This is a genomic window from Leptotrichia rugosa (assembly GCF_041200005.1).
In the GTDB taxonomy this organism is placed as follows: domain Bacteria; phylum Fusobacteriota; class Fusobacteriia; order Fusobacteriales; family Leptotrichiaceae; genus Leptotrichia; species Leptotrichia rugosa.
In genome coordinates this window covers 1,129,978-1,147,159 of record NZ_CP165644.1, presented here as the reverse complement: position 1 = coordinate 1,147,159, position 17,182 = coordinate 1,129,978, and the positions used below count along the sequence as shown (strand labels likewise).

At 28.7% G+C, this 17,182-nt stretch carries 21 protein-coding genes and 1 pseudogene; 14 read left to right on the top strand and 8 right to left on the bottom strand.

The features are described from left to right. The first annotated feature begins 20 nt into the window (after positions 1-20). On the top strand, positions 21-659 hold the full coding sequence (locus AB8B22_RS05660; protein ID WP_369710391.1) for a superoxide dismutase: 639 nt from the start codon (positions 21-23) through the stop codon (positions 657-659). Positions 660-867: 208 nt separating this feature from the next. Continuing rightward, the gene (locus AB8B22_RS05655) at positions 868-1,086 is read left to right on the top strand and encodes a DUF1858 domain-containing protein (protein WP_094080521.1); all 219 of its coding nucleotides are present in this window, start codon (positions 868-870) and stop codon (positions 1,084-1,086) included. A 493-nt stretch (positions 1,087-1,579) separates the two neighbouring features. Here AB8B22_RS05655 and htpX read toward each other — a convergent pair whose 3' ends face one another. The 3 genes from htpX to AB8B22_RS05640 all read right to left on the bottom strand — a co-directional run bounded on the left by htpX (position 1,580) and on the right by AB8B22_RS05640 (position 4,245). Continuing rightward, complete coding sequence (htpX, locus tag AB8B22_RS05650; protein ID WP_094080519.1) at positions 1,580-2,440, bottom strand: zinc metalloprotease HtpX; 861 nt, start codon at positions 2,438-2,440, stop codon at positions 1,580-1,582. Between the two features lie 138 nt (positions 2,441-2,578). Further along, positions 2,579-3,460 (bottom strand): hypothetical protein, encoded by an 882-nt coding sequence (locus AB8B22_RS05645; protein ID WP_369710390.1) that lies wholly within the window; start codon positions 3,458-3,460, stop codon positions 2,579-2,581. A 29-nt stretch (positions 3,461-3,489) separates the two neighbouring features. After that, on the bottom strand, positions 3,490-4,245 hold the full coding sequence (locus AB8B22_RS05640; RefSeq protein ID WP_369710389.1) for a tRNA threonylcarbamoyladenosine dehydratase: 756 nt from the start codon (positions 4,243-4,245) through the stop codon (positions 3,490-3,492). A gap of 386 nt (positions 4,246-4,631) precedes the next feature. Here AB8B22_RS05640 and infC point away from each other — a divergent pair, with 386 nt between their 5' ends. From infC to AB8B22_RS05585, 11 genes and pseudogenes are all read left to right on the top strand, one after another. Then, positions 4,632-5,165 carry a translation initiation factor IF-3 gene (gene infC, locus AB8B22_RS05635; RefSeq protein WP_094080516.1) on the top strand — a complete coding sequence of 178 codons (534 nt, stop codon included), beginning with the start codon at positions 4,632-4,634 and terminating at the stop codon, positions 5,163-5,165. Positions 5,166-5,209: 44 nt separating this feature from the next. Further along, positions 5,210-5,415 (top strand): annotated as a pseudogene (gene rpmI, locus AB8B22_RS05630) (50S ribosomal protein L35). A 67-nt stretch (positions 5,416-5,482) separates the two neighbouring features. Beyond that, positions 5,483-5,827, top strand: a complete 345-nt coding sequence (rplT, locus tag AB8B22_RS05625; protein ID WP_094080514.1) for a 50S ribosomal protein L20 — start codon at positions 5,483-5,485, stop codon at positions 5,825-5,827. Positions 5,828-5,958: 131 nt separating this feature from the next. Continuing rightward, a complete protein-coding gene (gene hpt, locus AB8B22_RS05620; protein ID WP_369710388.1) occupies positions 5,959-6,513 on the top strand; it encodes a hypoxanthine phosphoribosyltransferase in 555 nt (184 codons plus the stop codon). Between the two features lie 15 nt (positions 6,514-6,528). Then, positions 6,529-7,347: a 16S rRNA (adenine(1518)-N(6)/adenine(1519)-N(6))-dimethyltransferase RsmA gene (gene rsmA, locus AB8B22_RS05615; protein ID WP_369710387.1), complete on the top strand. Its 819-nt coding sequence runs from the start codon at positions 6,529-6,531 to the stop codon at positions 7,345-7,347. A gap of 173 nt (positions 7,348-7,520) precedes the next feature. Continuing rightward, complete coding sequence (efeO, locus tag AB8B22_RS05610) at positions 7,521-8,402, top strand: iron uptake system protein EfeO (protein ID WP_369710386.1); 882 nt, start codon at positions 7,521-7,523, stop codon at positions 8,400-8,402. A gap of 127 nt (positions 8,403-8,529) precedes the next feature. Further along, positions 8,530-9,768, top strand: coding sequence for an iron uptake transporter deferrochelatase/peroxidase subunit (gene efeB / locus AB8B22_RS05605; protein ID WP_369710385.1), 1,239 nt, complete (start codon positions 8,530-8,532; stop codon positions 9,766-9,768). Beyond that, a complete protein-coding gene (locus AB8B22_RS05600; protein ID WP_369710384.1) occupies positions 9,746-11,446 on the top strand; it encodes an FTR1 family iron permease in 1,701 nt (566 codons plus the stop codon). Before efeB ends, AB8B22_RS05600 begins: the two co-directional genes overlap by 23 nt. A gap of 35 nt (positions 11,447-11,481) precedes the next feature. Continuing rightward, entirely contained in the window at positions 11,482-11,652 is a 171-nt protein-coding gene (locus AB8B22_RS05595; protein ID WP_369710383.1) for a twin-arginine translocase subunit TatC, read from the top strand. Positions 11,653-11,674: 22 nt separating this feature from the next. Next, positions 11,675-12,190, top strand: a complete 516-nt coding sequence (gene tatC, locus AB8B22_RS05590) for a twin-arginine translocase subunit TatC (protein ID WP_369710382.1) — start codon at positions 11,675-11,677, stop codon at positions 12,188-12,190. A gap of 2 nt (positions 12,191-12,192) precedes the next feature. Continuing rightward, positions 12,193-12,396: a twin-arginine translocase TatA/TatE family subunit gene (locus tag AB8B22_RS05585; protein ID WP_060918677.1), complete on the top strand. Its 204-nt coding sequence runs from the start codon at positions 12,193-12,195 to the stop codon at positions 12,394-12,396. A gap of 61 nt (positions 12,397-12,457) precedes the next feature. Here AB8B22_RS05585 and AB8B22_RS05580 read toward each other — a convergent pair whose 3' ends face one another. The 5 genes from AB8B22_RS05580 to AB8B22_RS05560 form a co-directional block, all read right to left on the bottom strand. Further along, on the bottom strand, positions 12,458-12,718 hold the full coding sequence (locus tag AB8B22_RS05580; protein ID WP_369710381.1) for a DUF4911 domain-containing protein: 261 nt from the start codon (positions 12,716-12,718) through the stop codon (positions 12,458-12,460). A gap of 18 nt (positions 12,719-12,736) precedes the next feature. After that, a complete protein-coding gene (locus AB8B22_RS05575) occupies positions 12,737-13,642 on the bottom strand; it encodes a tRNA 2-thiocytidine biosynthesis TtcA family protein (RefSeq protein WP_314079894.1) in 906 nt (301 codons plus the stop codon). A 34-nt stretch (positions 13,643-13,676) separates the two neighbouring features. Next, the gene (locus tag AB8B22_RS05570; protein ID WP_094080506.1) at positions 13,677-14,027 is read right to left on the bottom strand and encodes a pheromone cAD1 o protein; all 351 of its coding nucleotides are present in this window, start codon (positions 14,025-14,027) and stop codon (positions 13,677-13,679) included. A 104-nt stretch (positions 14,028-14,131) separates the two neighbouring features. Next, the gene (locus AB8B22_RS05565; protein WP_369710380.1) at positions 14,132-15,043 is read right to left on the bottom strand and encodes a toxin-antitoxin system YwqK family antitoxin; all 912 of its coding nucleotides are present in this window, start codon (positions 15,041-15,043) and stop codon (positions 14,132-14,134) included. Positions 15,044-15,123: 80 nt separating this feature from the next. Beyond that, on the bottom strand, positions 15,124-15,903 hold the full coding sequence (locus tag AB8B22_RS05560) for a hypothetical protein (protein ID WP_369710379.1): 780 nt from the start codon (positions 15,901-15,903) through the stop codon (positions 15,124-15,126). A 234-nt stretch (positions 15,904-16,137) separates the two neighbouring features. On the opposite strand from AB8B22_RS05560, the gene AB8B22_RS05555 reads away from it, so the two are divergent. Further along, positions 16,138-17,046 carry a cell division protein FtsZ gene (locus AB8B22_RS05555; RefSeq protein WP_369710378.1) on the top strand — a complete coding sequence of 303 codons (909 nt, stop codon included), beginning with the start codon at positions 16,138-16,140 and terminating at the stop codon, positions 17,044-17,046. Positions 17,047-17,182: the final 136 nt, after the last annotated feature.

The following is a 17,182-nucleotide window of genomic DNA, read 5'->3' as shown; positions in this document are numbered from 1 at the left end:
AAAAAAAGGAAGTGATAATTATGTTTAAGCAAATAGAATTAGCATATGATTTTAACGCATTGGAACCAAACATAGATGCAAAGACAATGGAAATACATTATGGGAAACACCATGCAACATATACAAACAATTTAAATGAAACTCTAAAAAATAATGCGCCTGAGTTTTTAGAAAAGCCGATTGAAGAAATTTTAAAAAATTTGGATGCGTTGCCAGAGGGAATCAGAATAGCTGTTAGAAATAATGGAGGAGGGTTTTATAACCACAATTTATATTTTGATATAATGGGACCTGATGCGGGTGGTAAGCCAACAGGAAAATTATTAGAAGAAATTAAAGAAACATTTGGAAGTTTTGAAAATTTTAAAGATGAATTTTCAAAAGCTGCAGCTACAAGATTTGGTTCAGGATGGGCTTGGTTAGTAGTAAATGGAGAAGGTAAATTAAAAGTTACTTCAACAGCAAACCAAGATTGTCCGCTTATGTCTAATGTTACGCCTTGCAGCTGCTCACAAGGAACACCTATTTTGGCAATTGATGTTTGGGAACATGCATATTATTTAAATTATCAAAATAGAAGACCTGATTATATTTCTGCATTTTTTAATGTAATTAATTGGGATAAAGTTGCTAAAAGATATGAAGATGCAATTAAATAAATAATTAGATAGTTAGTAAAATAGCAAAAAAATATAAATAAATTTATGTGGGATTGAATTGATTTTCGTTCAATCCTTTTTAATTTCTATTTTTATTTTATGCAAAAATTATTTGACTTAATAATTTTTATTTGATATACTATAAAAAAGTAATAATTTTAAAAATATTTGAAATTCAAATTATAATTTATTTAAGGAGATGAAAAAAATGGCAACACCAAAAGTAACAACAGATATGAATATTATGGAAGCGGTAGAAAATTATCCGATTATTGCTCAAGTTCTTATGAGATATGGTCTTGGATGTGTGGGTTGCATAATTTCAAGCGCTGAAACTCTTGGGGAAGGAATTGCAGCTCATGGATTAAATCCTGATATTATTGTTGAAGAAGTAAATGCAATTTTGGAAAAACAGGAAAATATGTAAAAAATTATTTTATAAAAAAATTGTCTTAAAAGTTAAACTTTTAGGACAATTTTTTTTACATTATTAATAAAAATCCATAAATGATATTTGTAAGTAAAATAACTCCAACAAAAAATCTGTTTATAAATTTAAATATACTTTGAGAATTAAATGTTAATATCAAAATTATATTTATTATTGAATATATTAAAAATAATAAAGAAAAATTTTTAAATATAAAAAACTTCGAAGTTTTTATAAGCATAAAAACTGGAGGAAGCAAAAATTTGAATGAATTGCTAAAAAAAGTATATAAAAAAATTACTAAAACTTCAAAAAGCAATGTTAAAATTGTCACTCTTTCTGCAAATCTCGTTCTATTTTGACCTAAAAATAGTAATGATAAAATAGAATAAACTCGCACAAATATTAAAAGTAACGATAAAAAAGCAAATGTACTAATCATAAACTAAATCTCCATTTTATATTTTTGTTTTAATTATTTTAAATAATTTTATAATAAATTTTTTTGTCTTGCCATCTTTTCAAGTTCTCTTATTCTATCTTCAGTTGCAGGGTGAGTTCTAAAAAGATCTTGAAATTTGCCAAGGTTTGCAAGTGGGTTTATTATAAACATGTTTGCCGTTGCAGGGTTCTGATTTTCCATTGGAATGGCTTGACTGTAATTTTCCAATTTTATAAGTGCATTTCTTAAATATAATGGATTTCCAGAAAATTCTGCTCCAGCTTCATCAGCCATAAATTCTCTTTTTCTTGAAATTGACATTTGAATAATCATTGCAGCTATTGGCGCAAGTATTGAAACGAGCATAATTAAACCTATATTGTTATTTTTTCTTCTGTTGTCGCCAGAATTTGAAAAATAAGGTAAAAATCTTGTAATATTAGCAATGGCACCTGCAAAAGTCGAAGCTATCGTACTGATTAAAATATCACGATGTTTTATATGACCAAGTTCGTGTCCTAAAACCCCTGCAAGTTCGTTGTCATCCATTATTTCCAAAAGTCCTTGTGTACAGGCGACTGCTGCATTTTGGGGATTTCTTCCAGTTGCAAATGCATTTGGCTGTCTTTCAGGGATAATGTATATTTTAGGCATAGGCAATTCTGCATTTTGCGCTAATCTTTGGACAATTTTATATAATCTTGGATTAGAGGCGCTTGTAACTGGTTGACCACGATATGCTTTTATAACCATTTTATCGCTAAACCAGTAACTGTAAAAGCTCATCGCAGCGGCAATCAAAAGACCGATTAAAGCACCTTGCCGATTTCCCAAAAGTCCACCAATAAATGTAAATAAAAAGACTAATGTAAACATCAAAAAACCTGTCTTTAAAGTGTTTATAAACATATTATTACTTTTCCTTTCTTTTTATTATATTGTATTATATTAATTACATCTTATTATAATATATATTTATTTTTTTTTCAATTTAAATAATAAAAAATACGCTTTTAATAAAAAATTCAAAAGCATATTTTTTTAAATTTAAGATTTTAGAATTTTCTCAAAAATGATTGATTTTGTCAGCTTATAGAGTAAAACCATCAAAAGTACCGGAAAAACAATGCTTGTAAGTAGAATTATTCCAATTATAATAGGTGCATTTTCCATTATGCTGTGAGAAATATTATTAATTTCTGTTGAAAAATTATTAATCTTTTGTTTTGCAGTGTCTATTTGACCAGGAATGTTAAAAATACTTTTGTTTTGGTCTAAAGAGAGCATACTGTCTTTTATATTGTTAAGTCTATTTAAGTTTTGATTTAACTGGACAATTGCTGGAGTTTTATATTCTTTTTCAAAATAATTTGAAATCATAGAATTTACAAAAATTGTTCCAGGAATTACTGCATAAATATAAATTAAAACAAAAAAAGAATATTTTGAGATTTTTTTAAATATTTCTGTAATGCTATTTTTAAAAACAGTGTACGGCAAATAAGAAACTAGTGAAATAAATATAAGTATTGTAGCCAATTTTACTCGAAAAATTTCTTGATAAATAGTTTGAATTTTTAAAACTACGACGCTTGCCAGAGAAATTTTCCAAATGATATTTATCATATCGTAAACAGGCTGAATTATATCTCCGACTTCAATTTGCATTCCTAAAATCATATTCACATTGACAGTACTTCCTTCGATGACATCTGCCGCTCCTTTTAAAAGCGAAAGAGTTAAAAACAATCTTTGTGATTCTTTATAAGTTTTATCTAAATAAGGTCGAGTCAGATTTTTAAAAAAATTAAAAATTGTGTGCTCAAAAATTTTATCCATCAATCCGAAAATACATAAAAGTATTCCTAAAACAACTAAAATTATTATAGTTAAATCTTTTTTACTAAATTTTTTATTATTTATTTCCAATTTTATATCACCTCAATATTTATTATGTTTTATTTTATCTCTAAAATTTTTCTCACGACATAAGATGCAAGAACAAGTCCAGCAGTTCCTGGCACAAATGCGTTGCTTCCTGGAGTCGATTTTCTTGGCATTTTGTTATTTTTTCTGAATTCTGTCGGCAACTCCTCTTTAAATAATTCAGATTTATTTGGAACAAGTGGAATTTCTTTTGAAAAAACAACAGGAACATCTGTAATTCTTTTCTTTTTCAAAATTCCTCTAATCGTTCTAGCCATTGGACAAACTGAAGTATTTTTTATTTTTGCTATCTCAATCATCTCTGGATGCATTTTATTTCCAAATCCCATAGAAGAGATAATTTTTATTTTATTTTTTATACAAAACTCAATTAAATTTATTTTGCTTGTAACAACATCAATGGCATCGACGACAAAATCATATTTTTGATTCTCGAATATTTTTTCTACATCTTCATAAGTATAAATTAATTGTTTTATTAGCTTTACTTCACATTCAGGATTTATATCAAATATTCTAGCCCTCATCACTTCTGTTTTAGATTTTCCGATTGTGCTGTGAAGTGAATGAAGCTGTCTATTTATGTTAGATTCTGAAATTTCATCAAAGTCGACCATCGTAATATGACCAACTCCACTTCTCGCAAGAGCTTCAACTGTGTAAGAGCCAACACCTCCAACTCCAAATATAATAATTTTTGAATATTGTAATTTCTTTATATTATCTTCTCCAACTAACATCGAAAATCTTGCAAATACTTGATTCATTTGACCACCTTCCTTTTTTTCTTTTGAATTTTTCTTTATTATATCACAAAATTTTTAAATGTAAAGAATTAAAAAATTAAATATAAAAAAATAAAATTGAGAGTTGTAAAACAAAATATAAAAAAATACTTGCAAAAATATAAAAAGTATGATAAAATCATTAAGTAATATTAAATTAGAAGTAGAAATATTGTTTCTCACCTTTCCATCGTGTATTTAAAAAAGTTTTGAGATGAGTTAGGTTTATAGTTATTTTTTAAATATATATTTTAGTATCAAATTTTTTGATATATGAATTTTAATAACTATTTTGAGCAAGATGTTTCTTATATCTTGTTTTTTATTTGATTAAATTCTAATTTTAAGAAATTTAATAAATTTAGGAGGTGTTCTTTATAAGAGGGACTAATAAATTTGATGAACCTAGAATGAACGAAAGAATCAGAGCAAGGGAAATAAGAGTAATTGGTGATGACGGAGAACAATTTGGAGTTTTATCTGTTCGTGAGGCTTTGGCAATTGCGGCAGAAAGAGAATTGGATTTAGTTGAAATTTCACCGAATGCAACACCGCCTGTCTGCAAAATTATGGATTATGGAAAATTCAAATATGAGAAAACAAAAAAAGACAAAGAAAATAAGAAAAAGCAAAAAAATATTGTCGTGAAAGAAATTAGAATAAAACCTCATATTGATGAACACGACAAAGCAACAAAAATTTCTCAAATTAAAAAATTTATAGAAAAAGACCATAAAGTAAAAGTTAGTTTAAGACTTACAGGTAGAGAAAGATTACACGCAGATTCTGCAATCAAAGTGTTGGATGAATTTGCAAGTCATTTTGAGGAACTTGCTGTTATAGAAAAAAAATATGGAAAAGAACAAGTGCAAAAATTTATTTTATTATCACCAAAAAAATAATAAAATTAAATAAAAGAGCAATTTAATTTTTAAGGAGGAAAAAAATGCCAAAAATGAAAACACATAAAGGAACAAAAAAAGAGTAAAAGTTACAGGAAGTGGAAAAATTTCTATTAAACATTCAGGAAAAAGTCATATCTTAACTAAAAAATCTCACAAAAGAAAGAAAAGATTAGGACAAGATGCGATTGTTCCTAAAGGTGCAGAAAGAAAAATTAAAAAAGTTTTAGCTGGACAAGAAGGAAGATAATCAGTTAAAAAATAATAAATAAGAGATTAAAAATAGGCTGAATTTAAGAAATCAAGGAGGAAAGAAAATGCCAAGAGTAAAAACAGGAATAATTAGAAGAAAAAGACATAAAAAAGTTTTAAAAGAAGCAAAAGGTTATAGAGGATCAACAAAATCAAATTATAGAAAAGCTAATGAAGCAGTTAAAAAAGCAATGGCTTACGCAACTGAACATAGAAAACAGAAAAAAAGAAAAATGCGTGAATTATGGATTATTAGAATCAATGCCGCTACCAGATTAAACGGAGTTTCTTATTCAAGATTCATGAATGGGCTTAAAAAAGCTGGTATTGAATTAGATAGAAAAGTTTTAGCTGATTTAGCATTAAACAATCCTGCAGAATTTGCAAAATTGGTAGAAAAAGTTAAATAATAGTTTTAATTTAAAATAAGGGGCATAAGTTGCTCCTTTTTCTATATTTAATTTTTTATATTTAAAGACTTAAAATTAATTAATTAATTAAATAAAAAAATAATAACAAAAAAATAAAATTAAGGAGAAAAATGAGTAATAATTTTGAATTTGGAATAAAAAAACAGTTGATAACTAAAGAAGAACTTTCAAAAAAAGTAAAAGAACTGGGAGAAAAAATAACTTGTGACTTTAAAGATGAAAATGCTCCGCTAATAGTAATTGGGCTGTTAAAAGGGTCGGTGGTATTTATGGCTGATTTGATTAGGGAGATAAAACTGCCGCTTGAAATTGACTTTATTGAAGCGTCTAGTTATGGCGAAGGAACTCACACTACTAGAGAAGTTAAAATTTTAAAAGATTTGAGAAGTACGATAAGCGGGAAAAATGTGTTAGTTGTGGAAGACATAATTGATTCAGGATTTACATTGAAGAAAATTTTACAAATTTTAGGTAGCAGAAATCCTAAAAAAGTATCACTTTGTACGCTTTTGGACAAACCTGAAAGAAGAGAAGTGGAAGTGGAAGTTCAGTATGTTGGATTTGAAATTCCAAATGAATTTGTTGTTGGATATGGTCTGGATTTTGACGAAAAATATAGAAATCTTGAATATATTGGAATTGCAGAACCATCAGTTTTTGAATAGTTTAAAGGAGAAATTTTGAAAAAAATAAATCATAATAAAAATTATGCCACCAAAAAAAAATACGGTCAAAACTTTTTAAATGACAGTTCATTATCTGATAAAATTTTGGATGTGGCAAGTATTAATAAAAATACAGAAGTCTTGGAAATAGGTCCGGGACTTGGGTTTTTGACAAAAAAATTGATAACCAATTCTAAATTCTTGACTTCGTTTGAAATAGACGACGATTTGATTCCAATTTTGAAGAAAAAATTTGGGAAATATGAAAATTTTGATTTGGTTCACAGAGATTTTTTGGAAGTTGACTTATCCAAATTTTTGGAAAATAAAAAAGATGTGAAAGTGGTTGCAAATATTCCTTATTATATAACTTCGCCGATTATAAATAAATTGATTGAATATAGAGAAAATATTTCTGAAATTTATTTAATGATTCAAAAAGAAGTGGCTGAAAGAATTTCGTCTAAGCCACACAGCAAAAATATGAGCCTACTTACTCACGCAGTACAGTTTTACGCTGAAACAGAATATTTATTTACTGTTCCAAAAGAAAAATTTGATCCTGTTCCAAGAGTTGATTCAGCATTTTTAGGAATAAAAATTTTGAAGAATAAAAAGTATGAAAGTCAAATTTCAGAAGAAAAATATTTTAAATATTTGAGAGAAGCGTTTTCAAATAAGAGAAAAAGTATTTCTAATAATTTATCGAATTTAGGATTTTCAAAAGATTTTGTAAAAGAATGCTTGAAAAAAGTTGGCAAAACAGAATTATCTAGAGCAGAAGAATTTTCTGTGCAAGGATTCATTGATTTTATTGGAATTTTGGAAGGTTAAACTGTCTATATTTTATTGAATAAAAAATAAAAAGTTCTCTAGATTGTGGAGGACTTTTTTAGTTACGTAATAATTTTTTTTAGCAAAAAATTTTGAAAATCAAATATTTTTACTTTACAAATAATAAAATAATGAGTATAATATAGCAAATATAAATTGGGAGGAATTTTTTTATGAAAAAAATGGGAATTTTATTGCTTATTGGAGCATTAATGGCGATAAGCTGTGGCAAAGATACCGGAGCAAAGGAAGGTGGAAAGGCTGGTACAACAGCTGGAAAGACAGCTGAACAAGGGAAAACTGATTTAAGCAAGGAAACTGCTGAATATAAAAAGTATGTTGAAGGTCAAATTGATTTGCTTTTAAAGGATACAGAAAATTTTGCACAATTATTAAAGACTGGGAAATTAGACGAAGCTAAAAAAGTTTATCCGCTAATCCGTATGGCTTATGAAAGATCTGAGCCTATCGCTGAAAGCTTTGGAGAATCGGATATTAAGATAGATTACCGTCTTGTAGACTTCAAGGAAGAATTTAAAAATGAGGAAGGCTGGAAAGGTTTTCATAGAATCGAAAAAATATTGTGGGAACAAAATACTACAAAAGGAACTGAAAAATACGCAGATGATCTTGTAAACGACATTAAGGAACTAAAGGCAAAAATTGCCACAATTGAAGTAACACCTGATTTAATGGTTACAGGAGCGATTGACCTGTTAAATGAAGTTTCGACTCAAAAAATTACTGGAGAAGAAGAAGTGTTCTCACATACTGATTTATACGACTTTAGAGCAAACATCGAAGGAGCTCAGAAAATTTTTGAACTATTTAGACCTAAATTAGAACAAAAAGATGCTAAGCTCGTAACAACTTTAGATACTGAATTTAAAGCTGTAAATGCACTTCTTGATAAATATATGACAGATGACAAAAATTATAAATTGTACACAGAATTGAAGCCAGAAGATACAAAAGCTCTAGCTGAAGCAGTTACTAAACTTGGAGAACCTTTGTCGCAAATGGGAATTGTAATAGATGCAACTCCTAAAAAATAATATACTTATTCGGTAACTAATATGTTTAAGTATTATTGAATAGGGAATTAATTCCCTTTGTTAAAATTAACATTTAGATTATTGAACACATCTAAATAAAACTTACAGTATAAAAAGAGGTAAAATAATGAGTGATGAAAATGATAAAAAATGGTTTGATAAAAAAATATCACGTCGTGATTTTTTGAAAAAAGCAGGAATGGTTGGAGCAGGTGCTGCAATTGGAGCGAGCGGAGCGGGTGCAATTTTTGCAAATATGTTTAGCGGTAAAGCAAATCAGGTTGTTGGAAATGAAGAAATCTCATTTTATGGAGAACATCAGTCAGGAATTGCTACTCCTGTTCAGAAAAATGTTTATTTTGCGGTATTAGATTTACATTCTACGGACAAGGAAGAAATAAAGCAGATGTTTAAGGACTGGACAGATTATTCTGAAAAACTTATGAAGGGTGAACTTGTAGCACCAGAACTTGCAAATCATCTAGTTCCTCCAATAGATACAGGAGAAACAGTGGGATTAAATCCGTACCGTTTGACAATAACTTTTGGAATAAGTCCATCTTTTCTGGATAAATTGAAGATGGATAATAAGAAAATGGAAGAATTTAAGGATTTGCCACATTTTCCGAGAGACCAGATAAAGGACAAGTATAAAGGCGGAGATATTTGTATTCAGGCTTGTGCGGATGATGCACAGGTAGCATTTCACGCTGTGAGAAATCTTGTTCGTAAAGGTCGTGCCTTAATTACTTTAAAATGGACCCAAGCTGGCTTTTTGCCTATTGGAAATGGAAAAGAAACTCCAAGAAATCTTTTTGGATTTAAAGATGGAACAGAAAATCCAAAAAATAATAATGATTTTAAAAATGTTGTCTGGTATGATAAGAATAATTGGCTGAAAAATGGGACTTTTCTTATTGTAAGACGTATTCAAATGCATCTTGAAACGTGGGATAGAACTAATTTACAGGAGCAGGAAAATACGTTTGGAAGGTATAAGGAAAGTGGGGCTCCATTCGGAGAAACAGATGAATTTGCAACAATTGACATAAATAAAAAAGGACCAGATGGAAAACCAGTTCTACCAATTGATTCCCATGTTTATCTCGCCAAAAAAGCTGATGTTAAAATAGCACGTCGTGCTTTTTCGTATTCTAACGGAATAGATGAAGTGAGCGGACAGTTTGATGCGGGACTGCTATTTATATGTTTTCAAAAACATCCTGATCAATTTATAAAGATTCAGAACAGCCTAGGAAACGATGATAAGTTGAATGAATACATTACTCACGTTGGAACAGGAATTTTTGCTTGTTTTGAAGGGATAAAGAAGGGAGAGTACATTGGGCAGAAATTATTTGAATAAAAAAATAAGTACAATGCTATTTTTGTGCTTTATGCTATTCTTCACGAATATTATTGCAGAAGAAAGCTATAGCGGACTTTACATAAAAATTACAGACACAACAACGGCAATAAAAAATAATAACCAAAATGAAGCAAAAAAACTTTTTTCTGAAGTAAGAGATGAATTTAAAAAGGTTAAAAATGCTGATTCTACGCAAGGGAAAAAGGTACAGGAACTTTTAAATAAAGAAAAAGCTGTATTGTCAGAAGATGACCTGAGAGAAGTTACAACAGCACTGCTAGCTTTTGAAAAGGAGCAGAATCCTGTTGACGATAATGCAGAAAAGAAAAAGTTCCAGTCAAGAATGAATCCTGCTTTAGACGTGCTGGAAAAGGCAATTCAATCTAAAGATGTGGAACTTATGAAAAAAGAATATTTGAAATTTAACGGTGTATGGACAAGGAATGAAAGTTTTATAAGAAGCAGAAGTATTCCTTACTATGGGAAAGTAGAAACTGCGATGTCGTTTTTGAGAAGCTCTATGGAAGTGGAGCCATTTGATTATGACAATACAGTCAATTCTTTTAATGACTTAAAATCAACAATACGAGACTATTTAGATGGAAAAAAGATAGAAAATAATGTTTCAAGCACAATTACACTAAAAAAAGCTGTAGATATGCTGAAAGATGCTTTGGAAGCCTTTAAAAATGGGAATAAATCTAAAGGTCAGTCAAAAGTGAAAGAGTTTATTCAGGTATGGCCTACGGTTGAAGGCGATGTAAGTACGAGAAATTCAGCTTTATATACAAAAGTGGAAACACAGACTCCAATAATCATGGTAAAAGGTATCGAAAAAGAGTATCAGGAACAATTACAAGGATTAATTACAGAATTATCACAAATTGATACAAAAGCACAATATACGTTTATTGATGCGATGTTTATACTTCTTCGTGAAGGTGTAGAAGCACTTCTTATCGTTCTGGCATTGGTAAGCAGCCTGAAAGCTGCAAATCAGAAAAAAGGATTACGTTGGGTGTATGCAGGAGCTGCTGCTGGAATTTTTGCAAGTATGGTAATAGCATTTGCTCTTCAGGCGTTATTTCCTGCGGTATCTTCAGGAACAAATCGTGAAATTCTGGAAGGATTTGTAGGAATTTTTGCAGTTATAATGATGATTGGGATTGGATTTTGGCTGCATAGTAAATCATCCTTAAAATCTTGGAAAGATTATATTGACAGAAAAATGGATATTGTATTAAGTACAGGAAGTTTTGTTTCAATGTTTGTACTTAGTTTTCTTGCGGTATTTAGAGAAGGAGCAGAAACAATATTGTTTTATGTAGGAATTTTACCATTAATTTCATTGCAGAATTTGATTATCGGTATTGTAAGTGCGGTATTGATATTAATTGTAATTGCACTTGTTTTAATATATGCTTCTTCAAAAATAAAAATATATCAAGTGTTTTTTGTACTTACGTGGACAATTTATTTCCTTGCATTTAAAATGCTTGGAACAAGTATTCACATGCTGCAAGTTGTGGGGATTTTACCGTTACACGTAGTTCATTTTATACCTACAATAGAAATTTTGGGAATTTATGCAAATATGGAAGTGTTTATTAGTCAATTAATTTTAATTGTAATTATCGTGATTGCTGCATTGATAAAAAAGAGAAAAGATAAATAAAAATTTTAAAAGATGAAATATCGGAAAGGAATAGAATGGCTAAAATTGATGAACAGACGCTTGTGGAACATTTGAGTGAATTTAGGAAAAGACTCATTATTACAATTATATTTTTTATTGCAGCTTTTTTAGTAAGTTTGATATTTTGCTCCGATATTTACAAATTACTGACGGCTTCATTCAAGCAGAAGCTCACAGTTCTTTAATGATATTTTAAGCATTTATTTAATGCTGGCTGGAATATGTGCTTTTAGTTTGACATTGCCTTTTACAAGTTATCAGCTATGGGCTTTTATTCGTCCTGCTCTTAAGGAAAAGGAAGCTAAGGCAATTTTATCTTATGTGCCTGCAACTTTTATATTATTTGTTACAGGACTTTCTTTTGGATTTTTTATAGTAACACCTGCTTTACTAAATGTTTTACTATCTTTTGGCAAAGATTTGTTTAATATTCAGCTTACAGCAAATAATTATTTAACATTTGTATTACATACATCATTACCGCTTGCTGTAATATTTGAATTGCCCGTTATTGTGGCATTTCTAACATCGCTGCATATCTTGACACCGCAATATTTAATAAAAAACAGGCGATATGGCTACTTTATTTTGCTGGTAGTTGCAGTCGTTTTGACGCCAGCTGACTTTATAAGCGATTTAACGATGGCAGCACCATTAATTTTACTTTATGAAGTGAGTATTTCTGTTTGTAAATATGTCTACAAAAGAAGGAGGGATGATTAAAAATGGGAATTTTTCAAGATATAGGAGCACCGGGACTTATAGTTCTAATACTTGGTGCGTTGCTTATTTTTGGACCTAAAAGACTGCCTGAACTGGGAGAAGCTATAGGAAAAATGATTCGGGAATTTAAAAAGTCAGTTTCTGGAATTGACTCAGAGGCTGATGATAAAAATGTAGAAGATAAAAAAGAAAAAAAGTGTAAATAAATTAATCTTAGTTTATAAGCTATTTTTTGATTATTATATTTGAATTATAAAAGGCTTGGAATTATAACACTCCAAGCCATTCTCTTTTTTCTAATACTTCCATTTCGATATTTTTTTGTTTTAACGTTTCAATCGCTTTATCCATATCATCTAAAAGATATGAATTTGTAAGGATCTTTATTAAACCGTTCTGGTTATCAAGAGTTCTCACATTTCCTAAGCCATCGTATGCTTCTATGATTTTATTAATAAAGTCAATATGTTCTTTTTTTGTTTGAATGATGTATTCCCAGCTTTTCATTTTTTTTTCATTATTTTCCATATTTTTCAGCCTTTCTCCTTAAAATTTGTCCAAATACGAATATTTTCCGTTTGAATCTTTCCAGCCTAATATTTTTTCCAAATTCACATTCTGTGTTGATTGAATTATTCGTTTTTTTATGTCTGGATTATTTTTTACAAGCTGTGCAATTAATTCCTTTGTTTCACGGCGTTTGCTTGAAGTTCTTTCGGCAGCGACTGTACAGCCGCAGTTCATCGGAAGGATTCCGTTATTTCGTACCCACTTTATAATTGCTTTTTCTTCAACATAAAATAGAGGACGGATCAATTCTATATTAAAATTATCGGACTTTAATTTTGGTAGCATAGTTTCAAATTTTCCCATATAAAACATGCTCATAAGAGTTGTTTCAATAACGTCGTCAAAATGATGTCCAAGCGCAAGTTTATTGCAGCCAAGTGAAGTTGCTTTTGTATAAAGGCTGCCACGCCGCATTTTGGCACACATATAGCAGGGATAGTCTTTTGCGATTTTTTCTGCAATTTCAAAGATATTGTCATCATAAATTTCACAAGGGATATTTAAATGTTTTAGATTTTTTTTCAAATTTTGCAAATTTATTTCGTTAAAACCAGGGTTCATTGAAATAAACACGACTTCAAAATTTGTTTTACTAGCTCTTTTTAATTCCTGAAATAATTTTGAGAGTAAAAGGCTGTCTTTTCCACCAGAAACTGCCACAGCAATCTTATCGCCATCTTTTACCAGCTCAAATTCTTTTAGTCCACGAATAAATGGTGACCAAAGTTCTGAGCGATATTTTTTTTGAATGCTTCTCTCAATAATATCAAGCGATTGAAGAGGAACATTTGGTAAAACTGTTTTGCAGACTGCACTACCAAGTTTCGTAGTTGCAACAGTACTTTCAAAACCAGTAGATTCATCTTCATTTGTTAAATTCATTAAATACCTCCTTGCTTTAAAGTTTTAAAATTTGCTATTTTTTAAAATCGCCTGTTTGACCGTTATTTGCTTTTTCCAATAAAAACTTTACAAGTTCTCTAAAGTTTGAATCACTTATGTCATTGACACTTTGCGTACTTACAAATTTTCTTGAAATGGCAAGTGACTGATCTCTAAATGTCGGATTGTCCATTGAGTATAATTTTCCTTGAGAATTTTTTTTATCATATTGAGCTCCGATGACTTTATTGTTTTTTACTATCAATTTTACAAAAGTTGCATAATTAGCATCATATTTTTTTTCAACTGAATAAGTTCCATCTTTTAACTCTGAAAACGTTAGAACACTTGTAAAAAGTAAAATAAAGAATATTAATTTTTTCATTCTAAAATCCTCCTTTAAAATATAAAATAATTTTAATTATATTTAAATATATTATAGCATATTTTAAAAAAAAGGACAAAAAAATTTATTTTGATGAAATTTTTTTAATAAAAACCTTGCGTATCAGTTACATAACCTTGATTATTATAAAAGTTCCAGTTTCCATAAGGCTTATAATTTCTCAAAGTTCCTTTTGCTTTTACTTTTCCATTGCTATAATATTGGGTAAATTCTCCGCTTCCATTAGATAATTTTATTTCACGTTCTTTTGAACCGTCCCTATTGTATCCAGCAACTTGGTAAATTATTCCATTGTTATAGCTTTCGATCAATCTTTTTGAACCATTTTCATAGTTCCAAGTCCATTGACCATTTCTTAAATTTGAAGTGTAATTTCCTGTCATTCGAACTGTCCCATTTGTGTAGTATAAAGTTACAGGTCCATTTAATCTTCCATATTGATAAATACTCTCAGCAATTACAACACCGTTTGAAATTTTTACTTCTTTTCCGTTTTTTAAGTTGTTTACATATTCTACTGAGCCTGCAGGTCTTCCAAACTCATCAAAATCGTAAGCAATGCCATTTAGGACACCGTTTCTATAAGTCTTTATTGATTTTGAATATCCATTTCCATAAAACTCGATTTCTTCTCCATCTTTATTTCCGTTTGTGTAATTTGTAACTTTTAACAAATTCCCATTATCATAATACAAGTACATTACACCATCTAAAATTCCATTTTTATAAGGTCTTATAGTTCTCACTGCGCCAATTTCACTGTATTCAATGTAATTTCCTGTGAAAGGCTGTCCAGTTTCCTTTATTGTGGCAGTATTTCCAGAAACATTTACATTTGAAATTGTTCCATAGTATGAAGACATAGCTCTTGCAGAACCGCTTGAATATTCGCTGGTTCTTTTAGCTCTGGCATTAGTGTTGTAAGCGGCAAATGAAAAACTTCCAAACACTAAAAATGAAAATAAAACTAATATTGATTTTTTAAATTTTAACATTTTTCCTCCTTTTATCCTATAATATATTATAACAAGAAAAAGTTATAATTAACTTAGATTTTTTCACTAAAACTTAGTTATTACTGAAAATCTGTGTCATTTTTATTTTTAATTTCAGAAACAGAGTTTTCTTTTTTTATATTTTTTAAATCCATGTAAAGCACATTCAAGAAAATTAATGTTGCCATAGTAAGTAGAAGCAGATTAAACGAACTAGAGAATATAGTTAAAAAAATTTTAAAAATAAATCCTAAAATAGAAGTATTAGGAATTATTCCAAAAATGAATTTTATTGGTAGAAATATAAAATAAAAAAATAAAATTAAAATTATAATTGGCACAAGCAATCTAATTCGATTCCCTTTGCACAAATAAAAACTATATTTTATAGTCTGAAAAAAATCTAAATCCCTTAAATAAAGTAAATGTACAAAAAATAAGAAATTGAAAAATAAAAATAAAATAATAAAAATATCAATCATAGGAATATTCACAAAAGCTAAAATAACTCTGATTACCATTATATAAAAGAAAATTAAAAAACTTTTCTTAATTGTTCTAAAAAACAAAATTTTTTGGTTATTAATTTCTATAAGATTTCCAACTTTTTGAATGCCAGCTGAATTTATAATTATTTGTAAAAATAATAAAAATATAAGTGTAAAATCATTGATTTCTAGTTTCATATTTTCAATACAAAGTAAAATAATTTGTAAGACTAAATAAGAGACAAAAAAGAATGCAATAAATTTTTTTTCTTTTTTTAAAAGATGTTTAAAAATATCAAAAGAATCGTTAAAATAATCGCTTAGTTTGAAATATCCCTTATCTAATTTATTTTTCAAATTTTCAAAATCCATTTTAATTATCTCCTTTCATATCATATTTGACTTTTTTAGTATTATACCATATTTTTACAAATAATTACTAGACATAGACATCAAAATTTAAATAATAGATATTAAAAAATATTATCGGACATAATTAAAAAAACAATAGACAAATACCACATTTTTCTGATAAAATAAAATAGACAAAAATCAAAAAATATCAATTTAATAAAAATAAAGAAAGGAGGAAAATGAAAAAATACTATGATAACAAAAATTATCGGAGTTGGAGGAATGGGAATTAACTTTATCAATTATATGATTAAAGAAAAAATTAAAAAAGTTGAATATATAACAATAGACACTAATCTAAAAAACTCTGAATCAAGCTTAGCTAATCAAAAAATCTTTTTAGATACTGGAATTGCTAAATGTAGCAGAGAACAGGTGGAAAAAATTGCATTTCAATGTTATGGACAATTTTATGAACTTTTAAAAGATACAAATATTCTATTTTTAATCTCTGGAGTTGGCGGAGCGACTGGGAGTGGAATAACGCCAATTATTTTAGAAGTGGCTAAGAAACTCAAAATATTTACAATAACAATTATAGCTAGACCTTTTTTTCTAGAAGGATTTGATGTGATGAAAATTGCAAACGATGGAATGAGAAAGATTGAAAAGTTGACAGATAGCCTTATCATCATTCCAAATGAAAAGCTTTATAATTATATTGACAAAAGGGAACCACTAAATTCAGCTTACTGGCAAGCTAATATGCTTATTAAAGAAGGAATTGAAAGTGTTGTAAGTATTTTGACTGAAGTTGGATTTATGAATATTGATTTATTGGATATTAAAGCAGTGCTAGACCGCTCACGAGATACGATTATTCGTGTAGGAGAAGGATTTGGTGAAACAGCGGGAGAAAATATTTTAGCACAGATAAAAAAGAAAAATTTATTTGAAGGACAGATTCAAGATGCAAAAAGAGTTTTGATAAGTTTTACAACGGGAAATGACGTTCCATTGTCAGATATACAGAAAATCATTCAAGGAATTACCAATATTATAAAAGATAAAAATTTCAAACTTATTTGGGGGATTATAATAAATTCAAGCTATGAATTTAATAGAAAAATAAAAACTGTTATGATTTCAAGTGAACAGTGAAAAATGTATAAAGTTACAAACTTCTGAATGTTGTTATTTTGGAAGTTTTTTATTTTTATTCTTGATTTTTTTGTTTTTCTTGTTTTAAGTAAATTTTTGTGATAAAATAAGTTATAAATAAATTTTGAATAGACTT

Bases quoted from the DNA above. Each gene is read 5' to 3' on its own strand.
- AB8B22_RS05660 (WP_369710391.1), top strand. From the start codon at position 21: ATGTTTAAGCAAATAGAATTAGCATATGATTTTAACGCATTGGAACCA.
- AB8B22_RS05655 (WP_094080521.1), top strand. From the start codon at position 868: ATGGCAACACCAAAAGTAACAACAGATATGAATATTATGGAAGCGGTA.
- htpX (WP_094080519.1), bottom strand. From the start codon at position 2,440: ATGTTTATAAACACTTTAAAGACAGGTTTTTTGATGTTTACATTAGTC.
- AB8B22_RS05640 (WP_369710389.1), bottom strand. From the start codon at position 4,245: ATGAATCAAGTATTTGCAAGATTTTCGATGTTAGTTGGAGAAGATAAT.
- rplT (WP_094080514.1), top strand. From the start codon at position 5,483: ATGCCAAGAGTAAAAACAGGAATAATTAGAAGAAAAAGACATAAAAAA.
- hpt (WP_369710388.1), top strand. From the start codon at position 5,959: ATGAGTAATAATTTTGAATTTGGAATAAAAAAACAGTTGATAACTAAA.
- efeO (WP_369710386.1), top strand. From the start codon at position 7,521: ATGAAAAAAATGGGAATTTTATTGCTTATTGGAGCATTAATGGCGATA.
- efeB (WP_369710385.1), top strand. From the start codon at position 8,530: ATGAGTGATGAAAATGATAAAAAATGGTTTGATAAAAAAATATCACGT.
- AB8B22_RS05595 (WP_369710383.1), top strand. From the start codon at position 11,482: ATGGCTAAAATTGATGAACAGACGCTTGTGGAACATTTGAGTGAATTT.
- tatC (WP_369710382.1), top strand. From the start codon at position 11,675: ATGCTGGCTGGAATATGTGCTTTTAGTTTGACATTGCCTTTTACAAGT.
- AB8B22_RS05585 (WP_060918677.1), top strand. From the start codon at position 12,193: ATGGGAATTTTTCAAGATATAGGAGCACCGGGACTTATAGTTCTAATA.
- AB8B22_RS05580 (WP_369710381.1), bottom strand. From the start codon at position 12,718: ATGGAAAATAATGAAAAAAAAATGAAAAGCTGGGAATACATCATTCAA.
- AB8B22_RS05575 (WP_314079894.1), bottom strand. From the start codon at position 13,642: ATGAATTTAACAAATGAAGATGAATCTACTGGTTTTGAAAGTACTGTT.
- AB8B22_RS05570 (WP_094080506.1), bottom strand. From the start codon at position 14,027: ATGAAAAAATTAATATTCTTTATTTTACTTTTTACAAGTGTTCTAACG.
- AB8B22_RS05565 (WP_369710380.1), bottom strand. From the start codon at position 15,043: ATGTTAAAATTTAAAAAATCAATATTAGTTTTATTTTCATTTTTAGTG.
- AB8B22_RS05560 (WP_369710379.1), bottom strand. From the start codon at position 15,903: ATGGATTTTGAAAATTTGAAAAATAAATTAGATAAGGGATATTTCAAA.
- AB8B22_RS05555 (WP_369710378.1), top strand. From the start codon at position 16,138: ATGATAACAAAAATTATCGGAGTTGGAGGAATGGGAATTAACTTTATC.